We start from the raw sequence: 25,507 nt of genomic DNA, 5'->3' as shown, positions 1-25,507 counted from the left end.
CTCTGCCTCCGGCAGCCGAATACTCGCTCCGCTCGTTTCGCGCGTCCCCGCGCGAATTGCCCACCTCCGGTGGGGCGTTATGGAATTGGCCTCCGGCCATTCCATAACGTGCGTTCCTCCGGAACGAAAAGCGGGTGTGCCTCCGGCACGGAAAAGCGTAAAGCGCTGGTTTTGTTTTGTGGGTGGGGGGTTGAGGTTTGAGTTGGGGGATGAGTTGAGGGGTTGTCATGTGTGTTGTCCAGGAAGAGATTTGGGGGAATCTCCGATTCCCTTAAAAGCGGAGGGAATTGGATTGGTATTCCGTGTGAGATAAGTAAATCACGGAATACCCAGGAAAGGAAAGGGCCCCTCCGGGGCCCAACTCCTTTCGGGGCAAGGGATGTTGGGTCAGTTCCTGGGGGGTGTGCCTGCCTCCGGCAGGACCGACACCTTCCAGGAGACAGACAGACCGAGGAGAAGACAGGAGCAGACACACCCCCGGAAGACCGACCAACCAGGAACCGGCCCAACAACAGACAGGCTGGACCACCAGACCACTCACACCGTCCCAGTGCCCGCCAGGGCCCCACGACAGCGCGCGGAGGCCCCGCCGACGCGCAACACAACCACCCGCCCCGATCCCCGACGCCGCCGCGCCACCCACGCCCGCACCCACCCTTTTTCTCTCATTCGGGCAGGGAGAGCGGCAGCAGAGGGGATGTCAGCTCCCCGACCACGGCGGAAAGGCCGGCTGACCAGGTATGCCCGGAGGCCGGCCGCCAGTCAGGGTCAGGAGATGGCGCAAGAGATAGCGCAGGAGTTTTGCGCGTGAGGTGGTGCAACAGATCAAGACTGCTGTATTATGGAACATGTCGGAAGGGGTGGCCCCCTAACCGGCACCGCCGAACGTTCGTCAACAGAAAGGCGTCAGCGTGGAAATCGTCATCAGCGGAGGCAAGGTCGCTCCCAGCACGGACGAGATCACGACCCCTCAGGCCGCGAAGGCCCGCCGGATCGCCAATTATCTCCCGCGCCCGGAACTCCTCCGAGACGCCGTCATCGAGCACAACCAGGACGACAACACCACGTCTATCCGGTTCGAGACAACAGCCGGTCCCATCCGAATTCTTCTGCCGGTCGCTCAGGGATTCGAGTTCCACATCATCCACGACAGCGACACCGGGCCCCGCATTCTCGGAACCTTCCGGGGTGCATCCCTTTCGGTGCGCGCCGTCGCATTCCGCATCAGTGAATTTCTGCGGACGCGCGGCCTGAAGTAGGAGGAAATTCCGGGGGGTCCGGTCCACCGGGCCCCCCGGGCATCCCCACCACCTACACCAACCGGAGGGAAAGTCACTGTGAGCCTGACGAGCATTGAGCCCGCACACCGCGCCATTCCGGCGACCGAGGGCGAGCGCGAGCAGATGGAGGCCGCATTCCGGGCCGCCCTGGAGCAGCTCCCCGCGAACACGGGTTTCGCGCACGCCGTGCGCGAGTTGGCCCGGCCCCTGTTCGAGTCGGGTTGGATCTCTGGCGTACGGACCGGGCACACCGGGCCCGCGCTGGCCGACGTGCCGTTGCCGCCCTACACGTTCGGTACGGCCCTGGCCAACCTGTCCGCCGCCCTGCACGCGGACAGCGGCCCCAGCATCGGGCAGTTGGTCAGCTACCACGGGTCGCAGGAGTGCTGCCACGGCCGCTATTGGGTGACGCGCATTGAGCGCGAACTGGACCGCCGAGGACGAGAGTCTGTTCTCTACCGCCTCAGCGAGTACAGGAACGGCGCGTTCGTCACCGCACTGACCGGAGTCCACGCGGAGAGCGTCACCGCATTGCCGCAGCACTGGCAGATGTAGGCCTGGCCGTTCGCGCCCAGGAGCCCAAACCACAACACCTCAGACGGGAACAGGAGCCCCCATGGCCTGTGTAAACGCCTGCTCATGCGACCGGGGTTACATCCGTGACGCTGTCTACGACGAGGACACCGACAAGTCGGTCCCCCGTGACTACGTCTGCGGGAACTGCGGCGGCAACCAGTGCATGGACTGCACTTACGGCGACGGCTGCTGACATCAAGTTCGCCACGCTGTAGCCGCAGGTCAGAGCGTCGCTCCAGGGGTGGGGCGTGCCGGAGATTTAATCGGTTGCCCCACCCCCGGAGTTAGGTATTATGGAACCAGTTCGGAAGGGTTGGCCCCCTACCGGACACGCCGAAAGTTCGTCACCAGAAGGGAAGCCCCAGTGGCTCACGAAATCGAGCAGTTCACCGACGGCACCGCCGCTTTCGCCTCCGCCAACACGAGCGCCTGGCACAAGCTCGGCACCGTCACCGACGGCGCGATGACCGCCGAGGAGGCCATGCGCATCGCGTCTCTGTCCGGCTGGAACGTGCGACTTCTCCCCCTGACCGCGACCGAGATCACGCCCGACGGGGTCGCGCCGCTGGAGGTCGCGCAGCACTTCGCGACCGCGCGCACGCACCCGAAGACCGGCCGCACGCAGACGCTCGGAGTGGTCGGCAGCGACTACCACCCCGTGCAGAACGAGGAGCACGCCGAGTTCCTCAACCTGCTGGCCGACGAGTCCGGAGCGCACTTCGAGACCGCCGGATCGCTCAGGGACGGCCGTCAGGTGTTCCTGACCATGAAGATGCCGCAGTCCCTCACGATCGGCGGGAACGACGACGTGGATCTGTACATCGCGGCGTTCAACAGCCACGACGGAGGCAGCGCGTTCCGCATCGTGGTGACGCCGGTCCGGGTCGTGTGCGCGAACACCATGCGCGCGGCCATCCACGGGGCCCGTTCCTCGTTCGTGGTGCGGCACACCGCCGGAGCCAAGGCCCGTATCGCGCAGGCCCGTTCCGCCCTCGGTCTGACGTTCAAGTACGCCGAGGAGTTCGAGCAGGCCGCCCAGCGCATGATCGAAGCCGAGATGACGCTCAGTGAGCTCAAGTCGGTGGTGGACGAGCTGTGGCCGGTCAAGGACAGCGACCACGCCCGCACCAAGACCAACCAGCGCCAGCGGTGGGGGGCGATCTCGAACCTGTTCGAGCACGCCGACACCCAGGCCGGTATCCGGGGCACGCGGTGGGCCGGATACAACGCGCTCACCGAGTACGCCAACCACGTCGCCCCGACCCGGGGCAAGACCGACGCAGAGAAGGCCGAGGCCCGCGCCGAGCGGGTCATCAGCGGCGCAGCGAACGACCTGATGGAGAAGGCATTCGCCCTCACCACGGTCTGACCCCCTGAACGCCGGGCGGGCGCCCCAACTCCCCCACGGGTGCCCGCCCGGCCCCCACAGGCCCGCAGAGGCCGCCCCGCCCGAGCGCGGAGCGCTCACCCCGCCTCAGGAGCGCGGAGCGCTCCCCGGCCCGCCCCTGCCGCGTAGCGGCAGCGCGTCGCGTCTGCGGAGCAGACCGCGCGCCAAGAAGACCCTGCCGCGCCACAGCACGCGCGCGCCGGCCCCCGGTACTCACCGCCCGTCACGCACGGAGGAAAACCCATGCCCCAGTTCGCGGAAGGCCAGTACGTCTCCTGGGACCACCACCGGGACGGTGCGACAACCGTGCAGATCACGGCCGTTGACCGGTTCCACATCACCTACCGGAGTGCGGACGACCACCGGGAACACGTCGAGTCGACCGTGTTCCGCTCCCTCGCGGAGCAGACGGCCGACTGGCGCCCCGCCACCGAGGAGGAGGCCGCGGCCTTCAAGGCCCGGTGCCGCCCCGCCCCCGAGAACTGGAACTGATCACCACCGCTGCGCTGCGCCCCGGTCGGGGCGCAACCCCACGTCACGCCAGCCGCAGGGAGCCCTCATGCCCGCACGCCCGGAGCTGATCCGTCCCGATGACGCCGCCACGGCGGCCGCCATGAGCCGCGCCATGAACGCGCTCACCGCCCTACTCGTCGCACTCGGCGAGGGCAGCCACCAGTTCAACATCGTGGCCGAGCGCACCAACGACACGGTCGTCACCGCCGACCTGTCTCTGTCCGCCGGGGCGTCGCCGCTGCGGGTAGAGCACACCGAGGAGGGCTACCTCCGGTTCTTCGCGCTGCTGACGTTCGCCCTGGAGTACAGCACCATCCGGCGCGCCGTCCTGGTGGCCACGACCGCCGACGAGCCGTTCCCGCGCGCCTGCGGCTGGACCGTACGGGACGGATGGCTGCACCCCATGGACCGCCGTGAACTGCAGGAAGCGCTCACGCCCTGCCCCGACGTCACCGCGCCTGGCCTACCCCGCGCCCGCCCTGTACCACCCCGACGAGCCCACCGAGGAGAACGCCCATGAGTGACAAGCCCGCCAAGACACCGGACGGCTACTGCACGAACAAGGAGCCGGTCCCCGGCACCGTCCGCACCATCAACGCCAGCGCGACGGGCCCGAAGTTCTCCCATCTGCACGGCCGCCGCATGGCCCAGTGCGCGTGCGGCAAGGAGACCTCCCTCACCGACCCGGGCAACCTCCGCCGTCACAAGCAGCCGCAGGAGTGACCCGCCGACGCCGTCCGCTCCACGGGGCGGACGGCCGATCCGGCCACCACCGCGACTTCCCGCACTTGCCGTCCGCCCTACCGCGAGAGGAACCGCCCATGTCCAGCACCGACGCCCTCACCATCGAGACGCCCACCGGCATCGTGCGCGCCACCGCCGGCCCCCGGCGCACGGACGCCGTCGTGTTCGAGCTGCACGGGGCGATGCGCGGCAGCGTGCACGTCACCGGAACCCACCACCCCCGCCACTGGGACCAGTTCACCGCCGTCCGCGCCTGTCTCGGCCCGGTCAACGCCTACGCGACGACCGCCCCCGACGACGCCCTGCCGCGGCTCGCCCACGGCCACAGCGGCTACCACGGCAGCCTGACCCGCTACCCCGGTGACTACGGCGACTACCCCGAAGTATCCGTGTATCCGCTGTCGACCGCCGCCGGGAACGAGCCGTCACCGAAGACGGCCGCCACGCTCACCGCCGTTCTGCGCGCGTGCGCCGAAGACGTCGCCCAGCGCGACGACCTACCCCTGATCCTGGATGCGTCCAGGCTGCGCGAGACGCCCGGACTGCTGCGGTTCCTCAACTGGGCCGCCGCCCACGCCGACGCCGAAGCGGTCCGCTGCGCGGCAGAGTCGCAGTCCGCCCACCCCGCGCGCAAAGCGGCCGTGGCCGCCTGGTGGACCGCGCTGCGCTGGTTCATCGCCCAACCGCACCCTGTACTGCCGCTGATGCTGGCCGACTACCCGGGTTCGCAGGCCCGCGACATCCACGTGCTGGAGTGGAAGGCCCCTTACTACTTCGAGCGCGCCGCCGAGGAGAGGGTCCGCGCAGACAAGTACCGGGCCGAGGTCACGTCTCTGCGCACCCAGCAGCAGCGCGGCCGCACCGGCCGCAGGGGAACCCAGGCGCACCCAGAGACCAAGGAGATGGTGTGATCGTGCGCTGGCTGATGACCCCGGGCGAGCGCACACGCCCCGACGTTCCCACCTTCACCGCCGGCTCGCGCTAGGCCCGCACGGTCGCCCTGCCGCCCAGGAACAACATGCTCACGCGCCCCTAGTGGCACCGGTGCCGGAGGGGTGGGGCAGCCCCGGGAAACCAGTTGCCCCACCCGCCGTAAACGGTATTATGGAACGCGTCAGTTCGAGTGTGAGCGAGGAGACATCCCGTGGCATCGTTCGAGCACGCCACCCCGGAACGCTGCGCCCAGCTCGGCCGCGCCCTCACCGCCGCTGGCCTTGACTGGAGCGACAACGGCCGCCAGGACGACCCGCAGTTCCTCACCTACGCCGTGACCGACCCGCACGGCCGCATGTGGCAGGTCAGCCCGGCCACCAACTTCCAGATATCCCCGTCCAGTCCGGGGCAGATCTGGCAGGCCAGCTGCGCGGCACTGATGACGAGGGCCCCGGTCCTGTCCGCCCGCCTGGTGGCGGAGCACATCAAGGACGTCCCGGCATGAGCAGCCCACCGCCGTTTAGGCCCGAGGACTTCGAAGAACGGTGCGAGACCTGCAACGCCCCGCCCGGACAGCTCTGCCACGCCTGGTGCGACACCGGATACACCGCCGGGGACGCCCGCGCCGACGCCGAGCGCCACGACGCCCAGCGCGACGCCAAGCCCCCTGCGCCGTAGGCGCACCACCCCGAGTCCCCTGTCCACTTCCTCGAAGGAGACCCCCTCATGGAACTGTCCACCCCCGCCGGCCTTGAGTCCCTCACGCGCTCGGTTGCCGAGCAGCTCGGCGTCGACCGCACCGAGAAGGACGGCGACACCGGCCGGGTGCGTGTCGTCTACGCCGACGGCCGCGCCCTGGAACTCACCCCCAACCGCCCCCGGACCCGGATCACCGTCACCGCGGTTCTGCCCGAGCAGGCCGCCGCGCACGGTATCGAGGTCAAGGCGATCACGGTCACGGCCCTGCGCCGCCCGCGCCCCAGCGAGAGCCAGGCCAAGGCCACCGCCCGGCACACGGCCGACCACATCCGTCAGCGGCTGCTGCCCGCGCACACCGCCGCCCTGGCCGAGCTGCGCGAGCGCATCGCCCCCCCAGGTGGCCACGCTCCAGCGTGCCGACGCCGCCCTGGCCGGATTCCTCGACCGCCCCCGGGGCGGGGTGGCGATCTCCGAGCAGCCGGTACGCCGCACGCTCGGGTGGACCGCCCGGTGCGCCGTCGCCTGGTGGCACGTCCCACCTCGTCGCCGACGTATGCAAGCGGGCCGGAGCGGGCCTGTCGCGGGCCGACTGGAAGACATACCTGCCCAGCGTCCCGTACCGGAAGACCTGTTGAGACCGGGCCCCACCCGGAGAGCGTGCTGGAGCCGCTGCCACCGTCGTACGTTGGTGCCGTGCCGCTGACGGCGCTTGGCTACGCCACAGCGCGGCAGCAGGGGCAGTGGTCGCCGCGTCCCTACTCGCGGCTTCGTGCGCGGAGAGAGATCTGCAGGGCGAGGAGGACGCCGATCGCGACTGTGATCAGCAGAATGTGGAAACCGTCGCCGAGCAGGGTTGCTACCCAGGGGGGTGCACTTGCGTCGGAGGGTTCGGGACCATCCGTCAATTTCTCGGTTTTCCAGATATTGGCGTTATCTGTCCAGGCGGAGGTGATGACGCAGAGCGTCCAGAGGAACGAAACGAGTGCGCCGGCGACCCCTGTGCCTTCAGCCGTCGTGCTGCCTGCCAGCGACTGCAGCAGCGCGACGAGCAGCAGCCCGAAACCGAAACTGCTGAGTGCCGCGCGCCATCCCAGATCGGCCACTGTGACAGATGCGGCAGCGGTGGACAGCAGGAGCAGTCCGGCGCAGCAGACTGCGAAGCCGCCCAGTATGACGGCGGTGTGCGAGAGCCTGGCCAGCAGTCCACGTGCCAGCACTGGGGCGACGGCCAGCCCGGTCAGTGCGGCGGCGAAGACGGTGCCGCCATGACCGTGGGCGGGGTCTAAAGTGTACTGAGGACCGATTGATCCAGCGGTAGTCCCACGGATATACGACCCGAACCAGGACTCCAGTGCCGCTGCTCCGGATGTGGTGGCCGTCGCCGCCATTGCCACAAGTAGCGCGCCCGCTGACCGGATGGAGATGAAGCTCTGCCGGCCGCGCAGCGTGAGTACGACCGCCAGAGCGACAGCCAGCAGTACTGTGCAGGGAACCAGGGCATAGGTGCTGCCGAGCTTGACAGTACGGCTGGCCATTGCCACACCCGTGAACGCTGCCCCGAAGAACACCGCCCCGATGGCCGCCAAGTGCGGGCGGGGCGTGCGGACAGCGGAGCGTGCAGCTGCCGGTGCGGGTGCGGGTGATAAGAACCCCAGGAACCAACTGCCGGCGAGGGGCAGTGTGCCGAGCAGCGCGGTGAGTAGGTAAGGCCAGCGCCCGTCCAGCAGGTTCGGCAAGGCGTCGACCTCCGGCGTCATCGGGGCGAGTGCACCGACCGGGCCGAGGATGGCGACCCAGGGCAGTGTGTATCGGCGTTCTCCCGTTTGTGCCAGTGCGATCGCACTGGCGACGGAGAATGCCGCCATCACGCCTCCCGCCGTGCCCTGTACGGCTCGTGCGGTGGGTAGCACGGCCGTGCCCGGTATGAGGCCGGCGATCAGTCCGGCCGCCACAAAACAGGCGGATGCTGCGAGAATCACTCTGCGGCGGGCGACGCGCCCGGCCCACCATGCGACGCTGAGCGAAGCGAGCAGCATCGGAACGAGGTACCACCAGAGTGCTGGCGGGGAACCAAGAGGGATGAGATATCCCCCGTAGCCGTCGTCGGCCAGCAGCGGGGCGGTAGCGGCCGAAGTCGCTGTGAGGGCGGCGACGCCGAGGGCGGCGGACTCAACTGCGGGGACCCATGGCCGTTCGCGTGCACGTTTGCCAGGGACATCGTTCCAGTCGAGATCGCTTCTCGGCGCCCGGGCAAGCCGGATCTCGCCCTGGACTCCGTGGGCGAAGTAGGTGGGAGTCTGCTGGGTACGGGCCCGCACAGTGGAGTACACGTGCGCGTGGAGGTCACTCACCGATATCCATCCGTCGCCGTCCCGGTCGGTTTCGGGGCTGGTGAGAGCTGATACGACTGCGCCGCTGAAGACCGACGGGCGCGGTGAGTCCAGGGAGAGTACTTCGCCTTCGAAGGCGTACTCCAGAGCGCTGGAGGCGGTGAGTACCACGTAGCCACGTGCCGCGAACTGGCCTGACAGCACATCGGTTCCTCCTGCGCGGGGACGGAGGCCTGCCGCGAAGGAGCCGCTGTAGCAGCAATCCAGTAGCAGGACTTTGGCGTGCGCCCGGGAGTGCTCGAGTAGGCGGTTGAGGTCATCGGCTGCCAACGAGGATGCTGTCAGCCGACCTCGCCGGGTGTCCGTTGTGGCGAGGTGGAGTCGGCCCCAAGGATCCTGCACACCATGACAGGAGAAGTGCAGCAGGACGAGATCGCCGGGCTGCCGGTCGGCCAGGACCGCTTCTACCGCGTCGGCCACATCCTGACGACAGGCATCTTCCAACACGGTGACCTGGTCGAAGCCACCGACCTCAGGATGTTCCAGCACGGCCTTCAGTTCGCGGACGTCCTGGGCCGGCGAGCGGAGTCGGCTCAGTTCTGGGTCGTCGTATCTGCCCGTTGCCACCAGCAGCGCATAGCGGCCCATCTCAGCCACCGTCCTGGCTTGGATCGCGGCCGGTGCCGTTCATCGCGTCGCGCACCCACGCCTCACTCAATGCGTGCAAGTCGTCCCGGGAGAGTCCGTGGAGAGTGAGTCTGCTGTCGCCGTGCTCCAGTTCGGCAGACCGTTCGCAGTCGCGGCGGATCCACGCGATCACTGTGCGCGCCATGGCGCTCATGGCGGCTGCCGACGTCACCCCGCTGATCACCAGCGTGCCCATGGTCTCGGCGCACGGACCTCGACTGCCCTCCGGACGTTCGGCCGCGGCCGGCCGGTCCACGCTGGGGACGTCAACAGACCGCAGTTCCTCCCAGAGATTCCGGGTCAAAGCGTCCAGTTCATTCGCGTCCGCGGCGTGCGACTGAATTTTGATCACTAGTTGAGCCTGCATAACCAGCATCTCTCTCGTTATTTCGCGTGCGCTATGCGGAAAATTCCATTCGACGTTTGCCGCTGAAGTAGGTCTTATTGCCCCTGTACGCGGTGACCGGTGAACCACCGCCGGAACGGTGGGCGCAACTGATGGGCTGATGGATGTGACTCACCTGGTTTACCTTTTTGTAAAAAATCTCTGGTGTCGGAGAGGACGGCCACGCCGCCGGAAGTGGGTGGCGGGACCTTGGGGTTTGAGTGCTGCGGTCCTTGTCCGTCCCGTCACAGACGGACAAGGACCGCAGCGCCCTGTTCAGTTAGGGTTCGGCGGTTGGGTTGAGGGGGGCCGGTGCGGTGTGTCAGGATCCGTCCGGCCCCTGTGGGTGGTGCCTGTCGTGGGTTGGTCAGAACGTGTCGGCGTTGAGGGCCTTTTGCAGGTGGCGGGTGGTATCCGCGTCCCATACGCCGTTGGCGGTCGCACCGAGGTGGTGCTGCAGTGCCTTGACGGTGACCGGGCCGACGACGCCGTCCTGGGCGACCTTGAGGTAGTGCTGGAGAGCCTTGGTTGTCAGCGGTCCGAAGGCACCGTCGACCACGAGCTTGGCCGCGCCGCGGGCGTTCAGTGCTCGCTGCAGGGCAGCGCAGGTGGCGGGCCCGAACTCGCCGTCGACGGTCAGCTTTCCGGTCGGCGGCTTCGGTACGGGCTTGCTGGGCGTGCTGCGTCCGGCCAGGGCGGCTTTCATCACCGCTGCCGCCTGCGGGCCGTAGGCGCCGTCCACCGCCAGGTGGTACTTGGACTGGAAGGCGCGCACGGCTGCTTCGGTGCCAGCACCGAACTGGCCGTCGACGGTGAGCTTCGTGTGCAGGACGGTGTTGAGGTTCTTCTGCAGTGTCTTGACCGCATTGCCGGTCGAGCCGCGGCGCAGGATGCCGTCGTGGCCGGGCATGGGCGCGGCGTTGCCGTAGGCCGGGCGGCCGTATCCGACGATGCAGGCACTGTTGCGGAGCCTGCGGCGGAAGGCGTCGGAAGTGTTGCCTTCCAGAGTGGTGATGGTGGCGTTGGAGTGGACGGCCTCGACGAGTCCGACGTGGTCGATGTTGCCTATGGAGCGGGTGCCGGACCAGTCGAAGAAGACGATGTCCCCGGGGCGGATGCCGCCGATGCCGTAGTGCCAGCGGCCGTGATTCTGGAAGGCCCGTGCGTGGGCGGTGGTGAGGGCGTACTTGCCCATCACGGCGCTGAGGTTGTCCGAGTGCGCCGCCTCGTAGCTGATGGACATGTCGCACCACGGGCCGGTGAATCCGTACCAGGCGGTGACGGCGTTGTGGTTGGAGCCCGGCGGGTGTTCGCCGGTGCCCAGGAGCTTGCGGGCGGCGGAGATCATTCCTTGTACGGTTCCCATGTCACGGCTCCAAGTCTTCGGGAAGGGCGTCGACGTCTCCGGTCACTGCCTGTGCGGGGTCCTGGCTGATGCCGTCCTGGGCGGGATCGACGTCGAAGATTCCCGCGCCGCCCGCCGGGTACGGCGGTGCCTGATTGCTGTCGGTCATGCTCGGTTCTCCTGTTCCGCTTGGTTTCCTGGCCGATCGGTGATCGCCCGCAGAGCGCCCGCCGTCTGCGGGCGCCCGGTGTCGAGGTATGTCATTGCGCTTGCAGATCGAGCCCCGTGTCCGGGGGCCGCTCTGCTAGCTCGTCCGCCTCGTCTTTCACCGAGTTTTCGCGGTCTGGTGGTTGTTGCGCAGCCCCCTCCTGCCGTACGCAACAAAGGCCACGCTGCTGGTCACGGGGTGGGCGCGGAGGAAGACCGGCGGATGAGGCAGCATTGCGGCCACCTGTCGGGATGCGTAGGTTGACGCGGGCCGACCGCGCAATCGACTCGGCGCTGAGGCGGAGGAGGGTGCTGGGTGGGACGCCAGGAGGGAGAGTTGGATCCGGGTGCCGGGCCGGTGCAGCGGTTCGCGTTCGAGCTGCGCAAGCTGCGCCAGGAGGCGGGCGGGATCACCTACCGAGCCATGGCCCGCGGTACCGGCTACTCCCTCACGACGCTGTCGCGGGCGGCCGCCGGTGAGCAACTGCCGTCGTTACCGGTCACCTTGGCCTATGTAGCCGCGTGCGGCGGCGACGGCGAGGAGTGGGAGCGGCGCTGGCTGGCGGCGGACGCGGAGACAACCGCCGCGGCAGTGGCTGCCGACGACAGTGATCCGCCCTACCAGGGGTTGGCCCGATTCGAGCCGGGGGACCGCGAACGGTACTTCGGCCGGGAGCGGCTGGTCGGCGAGGTCCTGATGCTGGTGCGGGGGCGCCGGTTCAGCGCGGTGTTCGGGCCCTCCGGCAGCGGGAAGTCCTCCCTCCTCCGTGCCGGGCTGATCCCCGCCCTGCAGACCGAACCCTCCCCTCAGCTGCGTCCGGCCGCCATCCGCATCCTCACCCCCGGCCCGCACCCGGCACGCGCCCACACCGCCCTGTTCACGCCGAAGGACGGTCCGGGTGAGACGGTGGTCGTGATCGACCAGTTCGAGGAAGTCTTCACCCTGTGCACCGACCCCGCCGAACGAAAAGCGTTCATCGACCTCGCGCTCACCGCCCTCCAACCCGGCAGCCGGTTACGGGTGGTCCTGGCGGTACGGGCCGACTTCTACGGGCGCTGCGCCGAACACGACGCCCTGGCCCAGGCCCTGGGCACCACCAGCCTGCTCGTCGGCCCGATGAACCCTGCGGAACTACGCGAAGCGATCGTGAAACCGGCCATGGCGAGCGGCCTGATCGTCGAGCAGGCACTGACCGCCAGAATCGTGGAGGAGGTCACCGGCGAGCCCGGAGGACTGCCGCTGATGTCCCACGCACTGCTGGAGACCTGGCACCGCCGCAAGGGCCGGACCCTGGGCAAAGCCGCCTACGACGCCGTCGGCGGCATCCACGGCGCCATCGCTCGCACCGCCGAAGACGTCCACACCCAGCTCACCCCGGCCCAGGCTGACCTCGTGCGCCGCATCATGCTGCGCCTGATCACCCCGGGCGAGGGAACTCCCGACACCCGACGGCCCGCTCCTCGCACGGAGCTCGACTTCGGTGACCCCAACGGCACGGCCAAGGTCCTCGAACACCTCGCCCTCGCCCGCCTGCTTACCCTGGAGCAGGACACCGTCGACCTGGCCCACGAAGCTCTGATCGCCGCGTGGCCCCGGCTACAGGCATGGATCAACGAGGCACGCGACCGCCTGCGTCTTCACCGTCAGCTCACCGAAGCCGCACGGACGTGGGACAACCTCGACCGTGACCCGGGCGCGTTGTATCGCGGTACCCGGCTCACCGCAGCCGAAGACACCTTCCTCCGCACAGACGTCGAGAGCGACCTCACGGCTCTGGAACGGGAGTTCCTCGTCTTCAGCACCACGGCCCGCCGCCGCGAAGAAGAAGCAGCCGGCCGCACTACCCGGCGCCTGCGCCAGTTCACTCTGGCCTTGTCGATCCTGCTCGTGCTCGCCCTCACCGCGGGACTGATCGCGTGGCAGCAATACCGGGTCAGCGAGCAGCAGCGGCACCAGGCGCTCACCGCACAGCGGATGGCCGTTTCCCGCCAACTCGCCGCAGAGTCCGACGGTCTCATCGGGGCCAACCCTGACCTGGCGTCTCTCCTGGCGGTCCAGGCGTACCGGACCAGTCCGACGAAGGAGGCCATCGCCAGCCTCTTCGCTGCCGCGGCTCTCCCACTCCAGCACCGCCTGACCGTGCACACCGATGGTGTGACGTCGGTGGCGTTCAGCCCGGACGGCCACACCCTGGCCACCGGCGGAGACGACGAGGTCCGGCTGTGGGATGTGGCGACGGGCAAGCTGCGTACCACCATGAAGACCCTCGGCAGCGTGGAGTCGGTGGCGTTCAGCCCGGACGGCCACACCCTGGCCAGCAGCGAGTCCGAGGGAAAGGACCAGCCGTTCGATGGGGAGGTCCGGCTGTGGGATGCGGCGACGGGCAAGCTGCGCACCACCATGAAGACCCTCAGCAGCGTGGAGTCGGTGGCGTTCAGCCCGGACGGCCACACCCTGGCCAGCGGCAGGGTCGATGGGAAGATCCTGCTGTGGGATGTGGCGACGGGCAAGCTGCGCACCACCCTGAACGGACAGACCGACGGCGTCGCGTCGGTGGCGTTCAGCCCGGACGGCCACACCCTGGCCAGCAGCGAGTCCGGTGGAAAGGACCAGATGTCCGATGGGAAGATCCTGCTGTGGGATGCGGCGACGGGCAAGCTGCGCACCACCCTGAAGACCCTCAGCAGCGTGGAGTCGGTGGCGTTCAGCCCGGACGGCCACACCCTGGCCAGCGGCAGGGTCGATGGGAAGATCCTGCTGTGGGATGTGGCGACGGGCAAGCTGCGCACCACCCTGAACGGACAGACCGACGGCGTCGCGTCGGTGGCGTTCAGCCCGGACGGCCACACCCTGGCCAGCGCCGGAGCCGATGAAAAGGTCCGGCTGTGGGATGCGGCGACGGGCAAGCTGCACAGCACCCTGAACGGACACACCGGCATCGTCGCGTCGGTGGCGTTCAGCCCGGACGGCCACACCCTGGCCAGCGCCGGAGCCGACAACACGGTGCGACTGTGGGACACGGCAGCTGGTAGTCCGCAAGCCACCTTGAACGCCCCCGGTGGCGTGGCGCAGGTGGCGTTCAGCCCGGACGGCCGCACCCTGGCCGGCGGCGGAGTCGATGAAAAGGTCCGGCTGTGGGATGCGGCGACGGGCAAGCTGCGCGCCACCCTGAACGCCACCGACGGCGTCGCGTCGGTGGCGTTCAGTCCGGACGGCCGCATCCTGGCGGCCAGCGGCGTAGCCGACTACGACGGTGCGGTCTGGCTGTGGGATACGGCGACGGGCAAGCTGCGCACCACCCTGAACGCCACCGACACCGCGGAGGACACTGTGGAGTCGGTGGCGTTCAGTCCGGATGGCCGCACCCTGGCCAGCAGCGGAGATGATGGCTCGGTCCTGCTGTGGGATGTGGTGACGGGCAAGCTGCGCAGCACCCTGAGCGGGCACAGGGACAACTGGTTCACCAAGTCGGTGGCGTTCAGCCCGGACAGTCACACCCTGGCCGGCGCCGGGGACGATGGGAAGTTCCGGCTGTGGGACACCACGACCGGCAAACTGCGCGCCAGCTTCAAAGCGCACGTTGGCGGCGCGGAGTCGGTGGCGTTCAGCCCGGGCGGCCGCACCCTGGCCAGCGGCGGAGTCGATGAAAAGGTCCGGCTGTGGGATGTGGCGACGGGCAAGCTGCGCGCCACCCTGAACGGACACACCGACGGCGTCGCGTCGGTGGCGTTCAGCCCGGACGGCCGCACCCTGGCCAGCGGCGGGGACGACAGAACAGTCCGGCTGTGGAACATAGCCACCAGCGGGCTGCTCAACACCCTGAACGGACACACCGACACCGTCGACTCGGTGGCGTTCAGCCCGGACGGCCGCACCCTGGCCAGCGGCGGAGTCGATGAAAAGGTCCGGCTGTGGGATGTCTCTCTGTCTGATCCTCTCTCTGCCATGAGGAAGATCGACCAGGCAGTCCACAGGTCCCTGACTCAGAGTGAGCGCTCGGCGTACCTGGCTGACCAGCCTGAGATTGCCTGATACAGCGCCTCGATCAGAGCCCGACGGGCTGGTCAGGCCTGTCTCGGTCGCGCCGCCCCCGCCCGGGTTCGACCCCGCAGCCGCTGCGGACGCCTTCGGTACGAACAACGACGCGGATGCCGGTTTCGTCGAGACCGAGGAGTACTGGAGGCTGCGCTGCGCGCATGGCTCCGGGCCGTCCAGAGGCCGTCGGCCCCGGCCCTCTGCTCGCAGTACCAGGTCAGGACGCCAGCAAGTGCGGCGCGTACGCGCGGACCGCGTCCAGCAGTTGTCGCTTCGACGGGTTGACCATGGCGTGCCCGGCAATGGTGACGGTGGGCACCGTCTCGTTCCCGTCCGCGACGGAGCGGACGAACGCCGCTGCGTCCTCGTCCCGCCAGATGTTCCGCTTGGTGTAGCGCAGGCGTGTGAAGAGCAGGTTCAGCCGCAAGTTCATACAGAACACGCAGCCGGGACGCCAGTACATCACGACGCCGTCGCTTTCCTCGGTCATGGCCTTCCCCCGTACGGTGTTGCTGTCCCTGGCGGCCGGAACTTCCAGGCTACTGGACGCCGGGTCCCGTGCCTCGGGGCGTGGCCAGGATCTCGCGGCCGCGGTCCGATGTGATCAGCTGGGCCAGGACCGGGTCGGTGAACAGAGATATCGGGGCAATATGGTCCTCGCACACCGGGCGCCACAGCCGCAGCGCCGCACGGAGTTCGGGCCAGGCTTCGTCACACAGGCCCGCGCGGGCCGTGCGGACCTTGGCGGGGTCGGACAGCGGGTCGGGTTCGGGGCCGCGGGCCGCCGCCCGCGTACAGGGTGACGACGATCGGCCCTGTACGGATCGGCGGCTCGTCGGGAGCCTGGAAGGCCGGCTGCCCGGCGAGGCGGTCGGCGACGGCGTGCACGGCCGCGTCGTATTCGGGTCCGCCGAAGGTGAGCCGGAAGCCCGGCTCGGCCGTCCGGGCCTCGTAGTCGGCGACGAGCGCCCGCACAGGTGCGGGCGCGTACTCCTTGAGCCGCGGCAGGGGTCGTAGGTCGTGGGGGTGTGCGAGTTGGTCCTGCCGGACCAGGAGCGACCGACTGCCGCAGCTCACCGCCAGCGCCGTCGCGGTGACCGGCAACCGCAACGCGACCGAGCTGGCCATCACCCGTGCGCGGGCCTTCGCTACCGCCGTCGCCGAGGCCGGTCACACGGTCACCGCGACACTCGCGTACGGCGTCGACTCGGCCGCCCACCGGGCCGCCGCCCTGGCCGGACGGGCGACGCTCGCCGTCCTGCCGCGCGGCCTGGACCACGCCCACCCGCACGACCACGCCCAGCTGCTGAGCTCCGTCCCCGCGACCGGCGGCGCGGTGGTCAGCCTCTACCGGCCCGGCACCGAGGCCAGCGGAGCGACGCTCAGGGCCAGTGCCAGCCTGCTCGCCGCGCTCGTGCGCGCGGTGATCCTCATCGAGGCCCTGGACCACGCCGAGGCGGCGATGCACACCGCCGAGGTCGCCGCCGACCTGAGCCGGCCCCTGCTCGCACCGCCCGCCACCGAGGACGTGCGCGCGGACGGCAGCGCCAGGCTGCTCGCCGAGCAGCGCGCCCTCCTGGTCCCGGACCCCGCGCAAACTCTCGCCCTGCTCTGACATCCCCAACCGCCCCGTGCCCGGCCGTTCACCGCCGGGCACGGGCCAGTCCCAGAAGGAGTGACGGGCCGCCATGCCCCGTACCACGTATACGCCGTCGCTGCCCGGCCTCAGCACCACCGACGATCTGGACACCGTCATCAACTGGGGTCTCGGCGCCGACTCCACCGCCTACCTCGCGCGGATGCTCACCGACCCCGCCACGCACGGGATCGACCTGGAGCGCACCGCCGTCCTCTACATGGCCACCGGCAGCGAGTGGCCCGAGACCCGGCTGCTGGTCGAGGAGTTCATGCTGCCGCTGCTGCGCGAGCACGGCGTGCGCTTCGTCCAGCTGGCTCGCAACGGGCAGCTGAAGGCCGACGGCTTCACGGTCCTGGACGACTCGCGCCACCCCGAGCGTCTCTTCGCCCGCGGGCCGTGGACGCTGTGGGACGACCTGGAGTCCGTCGGCACGGTGCCCCAGCAGGCCAGCACCCGCAAATGGTCTGTTAACTGCACCAACTTGGGGACCCGCTCGATCCGGGGGCCGCGATTCCTATTGATCAGAAACTCAAAGAGTTCTTGTGACTGAGTGCCTCAGTTAGCCATTGAATGCTTCAGCTTGCCGCTCCGTGCTCAGCCCCGAACCCAGGACGTGCCTGCCGGGCCGTGCGGCATGATTGCGACCATGCGTAGAGGGGTGGGCGGGGGGCTCCGCCGATTGTGGCCATGGCGCGGACGCGACGAGTCGGCGCTCTCCGAGATCGAGGCCGAGATCACAGCCTTCGGTGAGGCTCTGGACGTCCATTCCTTCAGCCCCGGCCAGTCCGGCGCCACCGATGAGATGCGGGCCGAGCTGGCGCGTGCTCTCGACGCATACGACCAGGCAAAGCGGGACATCGCCAGCGATCGGATGCGGGCGGACACACTCGATGTCCTGCGCACGCTGGACGAGGGCAGGCACGCGCTGGCTTGTCTGGATGCCCTGATCGCCGGCCGACCTCTGCCGGATCACATGCCGCTGTGCTTTTTCGACGCCCGGCACGGTCGGGCCGCCCGGAAGGTCAGTTGGGCGCCTCCCGAGGGTGCCGCCCGCCACATTGCCGTATGCGCAGCGGACGCGGTCCGCCTGGCCAAGAACCCGAGCCCCAGTACTCCGAGACAGCCGGGACCAGGCAGCAGAGTCCGCACACAGCCACGCGAGGCCAAGCCTCGCCCAACGACGCCGACGCGTGTCCCCCAGCCGCAGGTCAGCGGGAAGGGAAGCAGCGGCGAGCAGACCCATCAGCTGAAAATGCCGTCGTACCGCCCGGCCGTGATGGTCTTCTCGACCAATGGGCATGCACGGGTCCACCTACGGTTCGAGGGCGGCAGGAAGGGGCGTTCCTCACGCCTGTACCGGCTGTCCGGCGACGGCACTCCCATCACCGCCCGGATTCCGCTGCCGGAAGGGAACAAGGCAATCGCCTTCCGCGTGTTTGCCGCCGGCGAGCGGGAGGCGTGGACGGCAACTGCGGCCCCGCTGCGAGAAGTCCCGCGCTTCCACGACGAGATCAACGGGACCGGATCGGATGTCGTGCACTACCGCGGGGAACCGGGCCCGGGCGTCCTGCACTACGCGGGGCCGAGCCTGATCCAGTTGGAGGCGCTGGACGACCGCCTCGCCTACTGGGTGACGGTGACCGAGGGTCGCGCCGGGGAGCATACGTTCAAGTGGCCGGGCCGCGGCTACTACCAGGTGCGCTCGGCCGGAGCATGGAGCCTGTCCGCTACGTGACGAAGCGCAGACCGCTGGGGTTGAACCGGGACCGGTCAGGCTCCCGAGCCCTGCGGCAGACCGAATCGAACCACCATCAGCTACCCGAATCGGTCGCTGTTCCCCCCGGCCAACTGTGACGCTCACAGTGGCCAACTGAAGCGCTCAGTCACAGTTCTCTTCGAGGATGTAGCGGACGTGCGGGCCGCCGAAGTAGCCGCGGACGATGTGTGGCTGGCGTTGGCGGCGGTGGAAGAACCTGCGGGTCTCGGCGGCGAGTTGGGCCTGGTCGCGGGCCCGGCTGTGCATCGGAAGGCTCCGTTTGAGGTCGGCGTTGACCAGCTCGTCAGGGTTCAGCTCCGGCGAGTACGACGGCAGGAGGTGCAGTTCGATGCGGTCCGGGTGATCGGCCAGCCAGGCGCGGACCTTGCGGGAACGGTGCGCGGAGTGGCCGTCCACGACGAGGTGCACCTTACGGTCAAAGTGGCCCGCGATCCGGTCCAGGAAGCGGCACATAACATCGGCGTCGAAGGTCTCGGGGAACACCATGAAGTGCATCCGGCCCTTCGTGCTGATCGCGGACATCGCATTGACTGAGAACCGGTTGCCCGTGCGGCGGACGAACGGGGTGCACCCTTTGGCACCCCAGGTGCGGCCGGTGACCTGGCCAGAGCGGATGCCGACCTGGTCGGCGAAGAGCACCTCACCTCCCTCGGCCTTCGCTCTGGCCCGGATCGCCGGCCAGGTCTCCTCTTGCCAGACGCCGACCGCTTCCTCGTCCTGCTCCACGGCCCGCTTATCCGGACGCCGGAACGACAGCCCCCACCGGCGCAGGTAATTGCCCACGCCCTGCTCGGTCAGCCGCACCCGGTACAGCTTCGCGATCAGATTCCCAACCCCGGCGCGGGTCCACAGCTGCCCAGCCAGCCCCAGATCGCAGGGACGATGATCCAGCACGGCCTGCCGGATCGCCTGCTGCTCGACCGCATCGAGAACCTGATGTTCGCCGACCCGGCGTCCGCGCGGCCGGGCCACCAACGCCTCGCGCCCGCCCGCCAGCCACTTCCCCCACCAGTTGTCCACCGCCTTGAGCGAGACCTGGAACACCACTGCGACGTCCTCGCGGGTTCGGCCCGCCACCAAGGCGGCCACCGCCCGCAGCCGAAGGGCCTCCTGCGCCGACGGCGACAACTGCCGTGCATCCTCCACCAGTTCACTCACGCAGGGGTCAACGCCCCGGAACCCCTACCGTTTCGGATCAATAGTCATGCGAGCATGCAGGATTCTCCTTCCCTTCATCGAGATTTGATCGACGGACAGGTACGGCTGCCAGGGATCGGGACGGTGGTCACGGAGACCGCACCGTCGTTGCCATGGCTGGTGCTGGACGCGGCCGGCCGGCTTGACCCTGACCTTCCTCCGCAGCAAACGGGAGCCGACCCGCCGCTTCCGGCGGGCCGGCACCGTTAACCTGGGACTTCCTCATCCACGGTCCCCACTCACGCCACAGTGATCAGCAGAGCGGAGACCAGCGACGTGGTCCAACGAAGGAGCCCTGGACCACGTCGACCAGTTGCCAAACTGGAGAACCCGATGGCGTCTATCGCCCCGCTTCCGATGCGGCAGGCCGCGGGACTTCGTCAGTTGACTTCGATCCGTCCCCCATCCCAAAGAGAAAGCTCAGAATCAGGACGGTGACCGCCACAGCTGCGATTGCTGTTGCCAAATCACCCTTGGGTGACCCGCCGGCATGACTATCACGGCTATGCCGGTACACGAGGATCCCAGCAAGGCAGCTGAGAAGGACAACGACAGCATTTTCGGCAGAGAAGTGCAGGTAAATCACTTAAGGAGGCCCTTTTGGGGTCAGGGCCCGCCCCACCACAAGAGTGCCGGGCTTCGTCCTACTACACGTGTGATGCAGGAGAAGGGTGCCGGGTCTGCCTGCATCTAGTACTCCAGCAGCACTTTGACGTTTTCCCTGTTCAGGGTCGGTCTGGGTGAGTGTAGAGGGCTGATGGCCGGCCTGTGTTCTCTTTCCCGGGCCGCCCCTCGATCGTGTGCAGCCGCCGCTGATAGTGACAGCGGCGGGCGACGGCTTGGCGTCGTCTGCGCCAGTGTGACCACCTCAACGCGCGTGCGCTGATGAGGGGCTGGTGAACGGCGATGGATGAGTGGCCAGTTGCCAGGAGCCGCCGAATTTCTGCCACGGTGAGGGGCGCGAGGCAGGAACCGTTTCTGCTGCCCCTTTTGCCGCGGCGTCGACGGCCATGACGGCCAGGAAGGCATGCGCCAGCATGGCCAGGGTGATGTGCCGCATCCAGCCGGTGTAGCGGCGGACTTCGTACTGGTCGAGGCCGCATTCGTTCTTCGCGGCCTGGAAGGCTTCCTCGATGGCCCAGCGCGTCCCGGCGACGCGGACCAAGTGCTCGATGGTGGTGCCGAGCGGTGCGTAGGCGAGGTAGTAGGCGATCTCTTCGGGCTTGTTGATGCTGCGGCGGGCCAGTGCCCACCGCTGGTGGGTGGGCATCTCGTCGTCGAAGTCCTCGATGGGCGTGATCTGCAGGGCGGCCCAGTGGTAGACGCGCGGGCCCTTGGCCCCGTCACCGCACGAACGTCTCTCCCACGCTTCGTCGGGTGCTTGGGAGAAGAGGTGGTCGATGCGTCCGAAGTGGGGCACCTGCTGGGACTTGGGAACCGCGAGTACATACCCCAGGCTGGTCTCCTCCAGCATGTGGCGCAGCCGCCATTCCTGGCCGTAGGCGGCGTCCGCGGTCACCCAGGCGATCGGCAGCGGTGAGGCGATCGCCCGCAGCACCATGGCCTTGGCCAGGTCGGGTTTGGTGGCGAAAGTCCGCTCGTTGGGGATGTGAGCGGCGCGGCAGCGGTCGCGGTCGTCGGTCCAGGTCTTGGGCAGGTACAACTCCCGGTCCACCAGGGCGCGTCCGTGTGTGGTGGCGTAGGCGGCGAACACGCCGATCTGGCAGTTTTCGGTGCGGCCGGCGGTGCCGGAGTACTGGCGCTGGACGCCGGCCGAGGTGGTGCCTTTCTTGAGGAAGCCGGTGTCGTCGAGGATGAGGATCCCGTCGGGCTCGCCGAGCCGCTCGGCTACGTAGTGCTGGAGGTCGTCGCGGAGCTCATCGGCGTCCCAGCGGGCGCCGTTGAGGAGCCGCTGGAGGCGGTCGGGTGTGCGGTGTCCGGCGTATTCGGCCAGCTGCCAGCCGTTTTTGCGGCCGACCGGGCCCAGTAGTCCACGGATGTAGTCACGCATCCGGCGACGCGGCTCGACACGCCTGAAGCGGTGGCCGGTACGCAGGAACAGTTCCTCGAGTTCGTCGTTCCAGATCTCAACTGCACGCTCGTCGATCACGCCGGGAGGCTGCCCGGACCGCTGTCACTATCAGCGGCGGCTGCACACGATCGAGGGGCGGCCCGGGAAAGAGAACACAGGCCGGCCATCAGCCCTCTACACTCACCCAGACCGACCCTGAACAGGGAAAACGTCAAAGTGCTGCTGGAGTACTAGTACTCCAGCCGTAGATCGTGATCTTCATGTCTGATTCGCGGCTTGTCGGCGGTAATGGCTGACCTGGGCTCGGGCCTGGTGGCGGCGGCGCCAGGCGGACCAGCGGAGCCGGTGGGCTGCATCGTGCACGAGCCGGACGATCAGCGTCGTGAACAGTCGCTGGATCTCGTTGCAGGTGAGCGGGATCAGCTCGTCCGGGGCGGGATGGCGGGCGTGTTCGTCGGCGCGGACGACGGCGAGGAAGGCGTGAGCGAGCATGGCGAGGGTGACCCAGCGGGACCAGGAGGTATAGCGGCGAACCTGGTGCTCGTCGAGTGCGGCCAGGCCCTTTCCGGATTGGAAGAACTCCTCCACCCGCCATCTTGATCCAGCGACTCTGACCAGCACGGCCAACGGCACGGACGCGGGCGAGTAGCAGCGGTAGTAGGCGAGTTCACCGGTGCTGCGGTTACGGCGGATCAGCAGCTGACGACTCCCGGGGCGGGGGTCGGCGAGGTCGATGACTGCCCAGTTGTAGAAGCGGTGCCCCTTGGCCCCGGCCCCTGCCGATAGCTTCTGCCAGGCCCGCTTGGGCACCTTCTTGGACAAGATGTCCGCACGGAACTTCCCCGCACCGGTGGTGACTTCGTGCGAGCAGGCCACCGCAAGGACGTAGCCGGTGCCGCGTTCCTCCAGTGCGGTTCGCAGCTTCGGGTTGCCGCCGTAGACCTCGTCCCCCGCCACCCAGGCAGCCTGATGGCCGGCGTCCAGGAACCGGGCGACCATACGAGTGGCCAGCTCCGGCTTGGTCGCGAAGACGATGTCCTCGTCCAGGCCCGCAGCCCGGCAGCGGTCGGGGTCCAAGGTCCAGGAGCGCGGAACGTAGAGTTCCCGGTCCACGGCGGTGTGGCCGCGCTGACCTGCGTAGACCAGATAGACAGCGACTTGGGAGTTCTCAATCCTGCCAGCGGTGCCGGTGTACTGGCGCTGTACCCCGACCGTGCTGGTGCCCTTCTTCACGTCCCCGGTCTCGTCGACCACCAGTACCGCCCGGTCGTCGTGCAGATGCTCCACCACGTACTCCCGTACGTCATCGCGTACCGCATCGGCATCCCACTTGGCCCGGCCCAACAGGTGCTGCATACCGTCCGGAGTGGTCTCGCCGGCCCACTCCGCGATTGTCCAGCAGTTCTTGCGTGGCAGGTCGGCCAATAGACCGAGCACCAACCGCGCCGCCCTGCGCCGGGGTTCGACCCGCGCGAAGCGCCCCGCGATCCGGCCCATCAGACCCTCGAACGCGTCCCGCCAACGGGCGGGTTCTATGCTGTGACCTGCGGCCACCGTCTCTTCGTCAGTCCACACAACTCACGATGATCAACGGTGGCCGCAGCCGTCTTATCGTCGGCCCTGACCAGCCAACATTACGATCTGTGCCTGGAGTAGGCGGCGGTCGAAGGGGCGACGCAGGCGCACCGTCCCGTATCAGGAGGACATATGCGACGTGGCGAAGTCTGGTGGGCAGATTTCAACGAGCAGCGGGCAGTCGTACTGCTGTCGGGAGAAGAGGCGTCCGGTTTCTTGGCGATGCAGGTCGTCGCTCCCGCGGGCACCGATCTCAGCGGCGTGGCCGTTGAGGTGGCAGTAGGTGCCCCCGAAGGACTGCCTCTCGAAGGCGTCCTGAGAGTCGCACTTCCACGTCCCGACCTCATCCCTTGCACTTGGCTGGTCACCCTGGCCAGGGAAGACCTGACCGGGCAGGCGGGCGTCCTGCCGTCCGCGAAGCTCAGCGAGATCGAGGATGCCCTTCGTCTCGGTGGACTCAAGTAGGCAGAGAGGGATGGACGCCGCCGATGGCGCGGCCGGTCTCGTCGAGATGGTCAATGGTGGCCGCGCCATATCAGCGGCGCCCCCACTCACAAGATCACGATCTACGGCTGGAGTACTAGGCTTGAGACGCCGCGCACTCCCGTTGCTTCAGCCTGTGATGGGCCCTGCTTCGGTCTGGACGGCGACAGCGGTCGAGACAGGCATGGAGAACTCTCGTGACAGGCAGGCGAGATCATGCGCGCGCCGCAGCAAGGCGGAACCGCGCCTGACAGCGTGAAAGGGTGCGCTTGGCGCCCTATCGCGCTCGCTTGCTTACGAGAAACACTCCTTGAAAGACCAGGACCCCAGACTGGCAGGGGCCCGCGCTTGCCACAGACCTCGCTGCCTGCGGCCTGGTCTTCACCCGGGGCACCCCGCCACGGACGGAGGGTTGCCGGACAGCGGGCCGGGGCCGATTCGCTGTCGCTCGTGACCTGTTGCGAACTATGCCAGACGATCGCAGAGTTGCGACACCTGTCCGCATGCCGGACATTCCCGTCACCGCGCCCACGCGTCGTCCAACCCCCACCTCCTAGTCAGCCAGAAGAGCGCGGTCGACCCCGACCACCCGGCCGTCAGCATCGGCACCCTGAGCGGAGCCCTTCCCCGCGGGCTGACACTGAGCGGCCTGAGACAAGACCGCATCCTCAACGCAGCAGCCGAAAGCGCCGACCCGCTCAGACTGATGCGCCTGTTCGGCATCACCGAGCAGACCGCCATGCGCTACGTCACCGCCGCCCACCCCGAACGAACCGCCAAACTGCCCCGGTGACATGACCGGGCGATCACTGAGCCTCGCCCCCGTGGAGGGCCGCTGCGGACTACCAGTAGCGTCACGGGGACACCCACTCTGGAGGAGAGCGCCCACTCGTGAACCTGGGCATCATCGGGCAGGCAGCCGGGCTGTTCGCCGTCACCAACATCGACGACATCCTGATCCTGGCACTGTTCTTCTCCCAGGGCGCCGGCCACCGCGGCTCCACCCGCCGCATCGTGCTCGGCCAGTACCTGGGCTTCGCCGCGATCCTCGCCGTGGCCGTGGCCGCCGCATTCGGCGCCACCTTCCTGCCCGATCCGCCATCCCCTACCTCGGTCTGCTGCCGCTCGCGCTGGGCCTCAAGGCCGCCTGGCAGGCGTGGAAGAACCACCGGAACGGCGACGGGGACGAGGAGGAGACACAGGCCAAGGAGGGCGGACCGAGCCCGCTGGAGGTCGCCGCGGTCACCTTCGCCAACGGCGGCGACAACATCGGCGTCTATGTGCCCGTCTTCGCCACCGCCGGCATCGGCGGGATGAGCGTGTACGCCGTGGTGTTCCTCGTCCTGGTGGCCGTGTGGTGCTTCGCAGGCCGGTTCTTCGCCACCCGCCCGGTCATCGCGAAGGTGCTCGCCCGCTGGGGCCACGTCCTGCTCCCCCTGGTCCTGATCGCGATCGGCCTGCTCATCCTCATCGAGGGCGGCGCCTTCGGTCTGTAGTAGTCAACTGCGTTCGAGCGGCGGCACCGGCGGGTGCCGCCGCTCAGCGTTTCGATCGCGCAACTCCCAATCGGGCCATGGCCGAGCCGGGAACCCGCACACGTACCCGGCGCCGAAACGACGACTGCGATCCGGTTCACGGCCCCGGGTGTCTCAGATTCTGCGGACTCGCGCGCTTCCGACCGG

General features: G+C 68.5%; 24 protein-coding genes, 1 pseudogene and 1 riboswitch. Of the genes and pseudogenes, 16 read left to right on the top strand and 9 right to left on the bottom strand.

The features are described from left to right. Nucleotides 1–911: 911 nt before the first annotated feature. The 10 genes from FNV62_RS54385 to FNV62_RS54995 all read left to right on the top strand — a co-directional run bounded on the left by FNV62_RS54385 (nt 912) and on the right by FNV62_RS54995 (nt 6,111). Entirely contained in the window at nt 912–1,259 is a 348-nt protein-coding gene (locus tag FNV62_RS54385) for a hypothetical protein (protein WP_060897833.1), read from the top strand. A gap of 78 nt (nt 1,260–1,337) precedes the next feature. After that, nucleotides 1,338–1,835, top strand: coding sequence for a hypothetical protein (locus tag FNV62_RS54380; RefSeq protein ID WP_144316374.1), 498 nt, complete (start codon nt 1,338–1,340; stop codon nt 1,833–1,835). 61 nt (nt 1,836–1,896) lie between these two features. Further along, on the top strand, nt 1,897–2,049 hold the full coding sequence (locus FNV62_RS54375) for a hypothetical protein (protein ID WP_164657690.1): 153 nt from the start codon (nt 1,897–1,899) through the stop codon (nt 2,047–2,049). 171 nt (nt 2,050–2,220) lie between these two features. Further along, complete coding sequence (locus tag FNV62_RS54370) at nt 2,221–3,225, top strand: DUF932 domain-containing protein (RefSeq protein WP_144316373.1); 1,005 nt, start codon at nt 2,221–2,223, stop codon at nt 3,223–3,225. 261 nt (nt 3,226–3,486) lie between these two features. Continuing rightward, on the top strand, nt 3,487–3,735 hold the full coding sequence (locus tag FNV62_RS54365; protein ID WP_144316372.1) for a hypothetical protein: 249 nt from the start codon (nt 3,487–3,489) through the stop codon (nt 3,733–3,735). Between the two features lie 67 nt (nt 3,736–3,802). After that, nucleotides 3,803–4,276 carry a hypothetical protein gene (locus FNV62_RS54360; RefSeq protein ID WP_225900778.1) on the top strand — a complete coding sequence of 158 codons (474 nt, stop codon included), beginning with the start codon at nt 3,803–3,805 and terminating at the stop codon, nt 4,274–4,276. Then, entirely contained in the window at nt 4,273–4,479 is a 207-nt protein-coding gene (locus FNV62_RS54355) for a hypothetical protein (protein WP_144316371.1), read from the top strand. Before FNV62_RS54360 ends, FNV62_RS54355 begins: the two co-directional genes overlap by 4 nt. A gap of 98 nt (nt 4,480–4,577) precedes the next feature. After that, entirely contained in the window at nt 4,578–5,411 is an 834-nt protein-coding gene (locus FNV62_RS54350) for a hypothetical protein (protein WP_144316370.1), read from the top strand. Between the two features lie 233 nt (nt 5,412–5,644). Beyond that, nucleotides 5,645–5,938, top strand: coding sequence for a hypothetical protein (locus FNV62_RS54345; RefSeq protein WP_144316369.1), 294 nt, complete (start codon nt 5,645–5,647; stop codon nt 5,936–5,938). Further along, nucleotides 5,935–6,111, top strand: coding sequence for a hypothetical protein (locus FNV62_RS54995; protein WP_205523222.1), 177 nt, complete (start codon nt 5,935–5,937; stop codon nt 6,109–6,111). The genes FNV62_RS54345 and FNV62_RS54995 overlap by 4 nt, the downstream gene beginning before the upstream one ends. Before the next feature lie 776 nt (nt 6,112–6,887). On the opposite strand, the gene FNV62_RS54340 is transcribed toward FNV62_RS54995, so the two are convergent. The 4 genes from FNV62_RS54340 to FNV62_RS54325 all read right to left on the bottom strand — a co-directional run bounded on the left by FNV62_RS54340 (nt 6,888) and on the right by FNV62_RS54325 (nt 11,048). Next, on the bottom strand, nt 6,888–9,110 hold the full coding sequence (locus FNV62_RS54340; RefSeq protein ID WP_144316368.1) for a caspase, EACC1-associated type: 2,223 nt from the start codon (nt 9,108–9,110) through the stop codon (nt 6,888–6,890). A 1-nt stretch (nt 9,111) separates the two neighbouring features. Next, nucleotides 9,112–9,525, bottom strand: coding sequence for a hypothetical protein (locus FNV62_RS54335; protein ID WP_144316367.1), 414 nt, complete (start codon nt 9,523–9,525; stop codon nt 9,112–9,114). A gap of 376 nt (nt 9,526–9,901) precedes the next feature. Further along, nucleotides 9,902–10,900 carry a peptidoglycan-binding protein gene (locus FNV62_RS54330; protein ID WP_144316366.1) on the bottom strand — a complete coding sequence of 333 codons (999 nt, stop codon included), beginning with the start codon at nt 10,898–10,900 and terminating at the stop codon, nt 9,902–9,904. Nucleotide 10,901: 1 nt separating this feature from the next. Continuing rightward, nucleotides 10,902–11,048: a hypothetical protein gene (locus FNV62_RS54325; RefSeq protein ID WP_164657689.1), complete on the bottom strand. Its 147-nt coding sequence runs from the start codon at nt 11,046–11,048 to the stop codon at nt 10,902–10,904. Between the two features lie 354 nt (nt 11,049–11,402). Between FNV62_RS54325 and FNV62_RS54320 the strand changes: the two genes are divergently transcribed. Continuing rightward, nucleotides 11,403–15,119 (top strand): eIF2A-related protein, encoded by a 3,717-nt coding sequence (locus FNV62_RS54320; RefSeq protein ID WP_225900777.1) that lies wholly within the window; start codon nt 11,403–11,405, stop codon nt 15,117–15,119. A 220-nt stretch (nt 15,120–15,339) separates the two neighbouring features. Here the strand turns inward: FNV62_RS54320 and FNV62_RS54315 are convergent, their stop codons facing one another. Both FNV62_RS54315 and FNV62_RS54310 read right to left on the bottom strand, forming a co-directional pair. Next, nucleotides 15,340–15,612 (bottom strand): glutaredoxin domain-containing protein, encoded by a 273-nt coding sequence (locus tag FNV62_RS54315; protein ID WP_144316365.1) that lies wholly within the window; start codon nt 15,610–15,612, stop codon nt 15,340–15,342. 221 nt (nt 15,613–15,833) lie between these two features. Beyond that, nucleotides 15,834–16,250, bottom strand: a complete 417-nt coding sequence (locus FNV62_RS54310; protein WP_164657688.1) for a hypothetical protein — start codon at nt 16,248–16,250, stop codon at nt 15,834–15,836. Between FNV62_RS54310 and FNV62_RS54305 the strand changes: the two genes are divergently transcribed. The 3 genes from FNV62_RS54305 to FNV62_RS54295 all read left to right on the top strand — a co-directional run bounded on the left by FNV62_RS54305 (nt 16,216) and on the right by FNV62_RS54295 (nt 18,496). Further along, the gene (locus FNV62_RS54305; RefSeq protein ID WP_164657687.1) at nt 16,216–16,737 is read left to right on the top strand and encodes a DNA-processing protein DprA; all 522 of its coding nucleotides are present in this window, start codon (nt 16,216–16,218) and stop codon (nt 16,735–16,737) included. The genes FNV62_RS54310 and FNV62_RS54305 overlap by 35 nt on opposite strands. A gap of 73 nt (nt 16,738–16,810) precedes the next feature. Further along, nucleotides 16,811–17,311, top strand: coding sequence for a hypothetical protein (locus FNV62_RS54300; protein ID WP_225900776.1), 501 nt, complete (start codon nt 16,811–16,813; stop codon nt 17,309–17,311). After that, nucleotides 17,312–18,496 carry a hypothetical protein gene (locus tag FNV62_RS54295; RefSeq protein WP_144316362.1) on the top strand — a complete coding sequence of 395 codons (1,185 nt, stop codon included), beginning with the start codon at nt 17,312–17,314 and terminating at the stop codon, nt 18,494–18,496. A gap of 144 nt (nt 18,497–18,640) precedes the next feature. Here the strand turns inward: FNV62_RS54295 and FNV62_RS54290 are convergent, their stop codons facing one another. The 3 genes from FNV62_RS54290 to FNV62_RS54280 all read right to left on the bottom strand — a co-directional run bounded on the left by FNV62_RS54290 (nt 18,641) and on the right by FNV62_RS54280 (nt 23,264). Beyond that, nucleotides 18,641–19,696, bottom strand: coding sequence for an IS630 family transposase (locus FNV62_RS54290; RefSeq protein WP_205523221.1), 1,056 nt, complete (start codon nt 19,694–19,696; stop codon nt 18,641–18,643). A gap of 907 nt (nt 19,697–20,603) precedes the next feature. Then, complete coding sequence (locus FNV62_RS54285) at nt 20,604–21,842, bottom strand: IS701 family transposase (protein ID WP_375336837.1); 1,239 nt, start codon at nt 21,840–21,842, stop codon at nt 20,604–20,606. Nucleotides 21,843–22,025: 183 nt separating this feature from the next. Next, nucleotides 22,026–23,264, bottom strand: a complete 1,239-nt coding sequence (locus FNV62_RS54280) for an IS701 family transposase (RefSeq protein WP_144316376.1) — start codon at nt 23,262–23,264, stop codon at nt 22,026–22,028. A 210-nt stretch (nt 23,265–23,474) separates the two neighbouring features. Here FNV62_RS54280 and FNV62_RS54275 point away from each other — a divergent pair, with 210 nt between their 5' ends. Both FNV62_RS54275 and FNV62_RS54270 read left to right on the top strand, forming a co-directional pair. Continuing rightward, nucleotides 23,475–23,807 carry a type II toxin-antitoxin system PemK/MazF family toxin gene (locus FNV62_RS54275; protein WP_144314455.1) on the top strand — a complete coding sequence of 111 codons (333 nt, stop codon included), beginning with the start codon at nt 23,475–23,477 and terminating at the stop codon, nt 23,805–23,807. A 357-nt stretch (nt 23,808–24,164) separates the two neighbouring features. Continuing rightward, nucleotides 24,165–24,281, bottom strand: a riboswitch (SAM riboswitch). Nucleotides 24,282–24,716: 435 nt separating this feature from the next. Continuing rightward, nucleotides 24,717–25,321 (top strand): annotated as a pseudogene (locus tag FNV62_RS54270) (cadmium resistance transporter). The last annotated feature ends 186 nt before the right edge of the window (nt 25,322–25,507 follow it).

The organism is Streptomyces sp. RLB3-17 (assembly GCF_007113425.2).
Lineage (GTDB): Bacteria > Actinomycetota > Actinomycetes > Streptomycetales > Streptomycetaceae > Streptomyces > Streptomyces mirabilis_D.
The sequence above is the reverse complement of the archived record's forward strand: the minus strand, read 5'-3'. Positions and strand labels throughout refer to the sequence as shown.

Coding starts and splice junctions, on each gene's coding strand:
- FNV62_RS54995 (WP_205523222.1), top strand. CDS start 5,935: ATGAGCAGCCCACCGCCGTTTAGGCCCGAGGACTTCGAAGAACGGTGC.
- FNV62_RS54365 (WP_144316372.1), top strand. CDS start 3,487: ATGCCCCAGTTCGCGGAAGGCCAGTACGTCTCCTGGGACCACCACCGG.
- FNV62_RS54280 (WP_144316376.1), bottom strand. CDS start 23,264: ATGGGCCGGATCGCGGGGCGCTTCGCGCGGGTCGAACCCCGGCGCAGG.
- FNV62_RS54350 (WP_144316370.1), top strand. CDS start 4,578: ATGTCCAGCACCGACGCCCTCACCATCGAGACGCCCACCGGCATCGTG.
- FNV62_RS54375 (WP_164657690.1), top strand. CDS start 1,897: ATGGCCTGTGTAAACGCCTGCTCATGCGACCGGGGTTACATCCGTGAC.
- FNV62_RS54315 (WP_144316365.1), bottom strand. CDS start 15,612: ATGACCGAGGAAAGCGACGGCGTCGTGATGTACTGGCGTCCCGGCTGC.
- FNV62_RS54310 (WP_164657688.1), bottom strand. CDS start 16,250: ATGGCCAGCTCGGTCGCGTTGCGGTTGCCGGTCACCGCGACGGCGCTG.
- FNV62_RS54275 (WP_144314455.1), top strand. CDS start 23,475: ATGCGACGTGGCGAAGTCTGGTGGGCAGATTTCAACGAGCAGCGGGCA.
- FNV62_RS54360 (WP_225900778.1), top strand. CDS start 3,803: ATGCCCGCACGCCCGGAGCTGATCCGTCCCGATGACGCCGCCACGGCG.
- FNV62_RS54330 (WP_144316366.1), bottom strand. CDS start 10,900: ATGGGAACCGTACAAGGAATGATCTCCGCCGCCCGCAAGCTCCTGGGC.
- FNV62_RS54300 (WP_225900776.1), top strand. CDS start 16,811: ATGCCCCGTACCACGTATACGCCGTCGCTGCCCGGCCTCAGCACCACC.
- FNV62_RS54355 (WP_144316371.1), top strand. CDS start 4,273: ATGAGTGACAAGCCCGCCAAGACACCGGACGGCTACTGCACGAACAAG.
- FNV62_RS54325 (WP_164657689.1), bottom strand. CDS start 11,048: ATGACCGACAGCAATCAGGCACCGCCGTACCCGGCGGGCGGCGCGGGA.
- FNV62_RS54335 (WP_144316367.1), bottom strand. CDS start 9,525: ATGCTGGTTATGCAGGCTCAACTAGTGATCAAAATTCAGTCGCACGCC.
- FNV62_RS54340 (WP_144316368.1), bottom strand. CDS start 9,110: ATGGGCCGCTATGCGCTGCTGGTGGCAACGGGCAGATACGACGACCCA.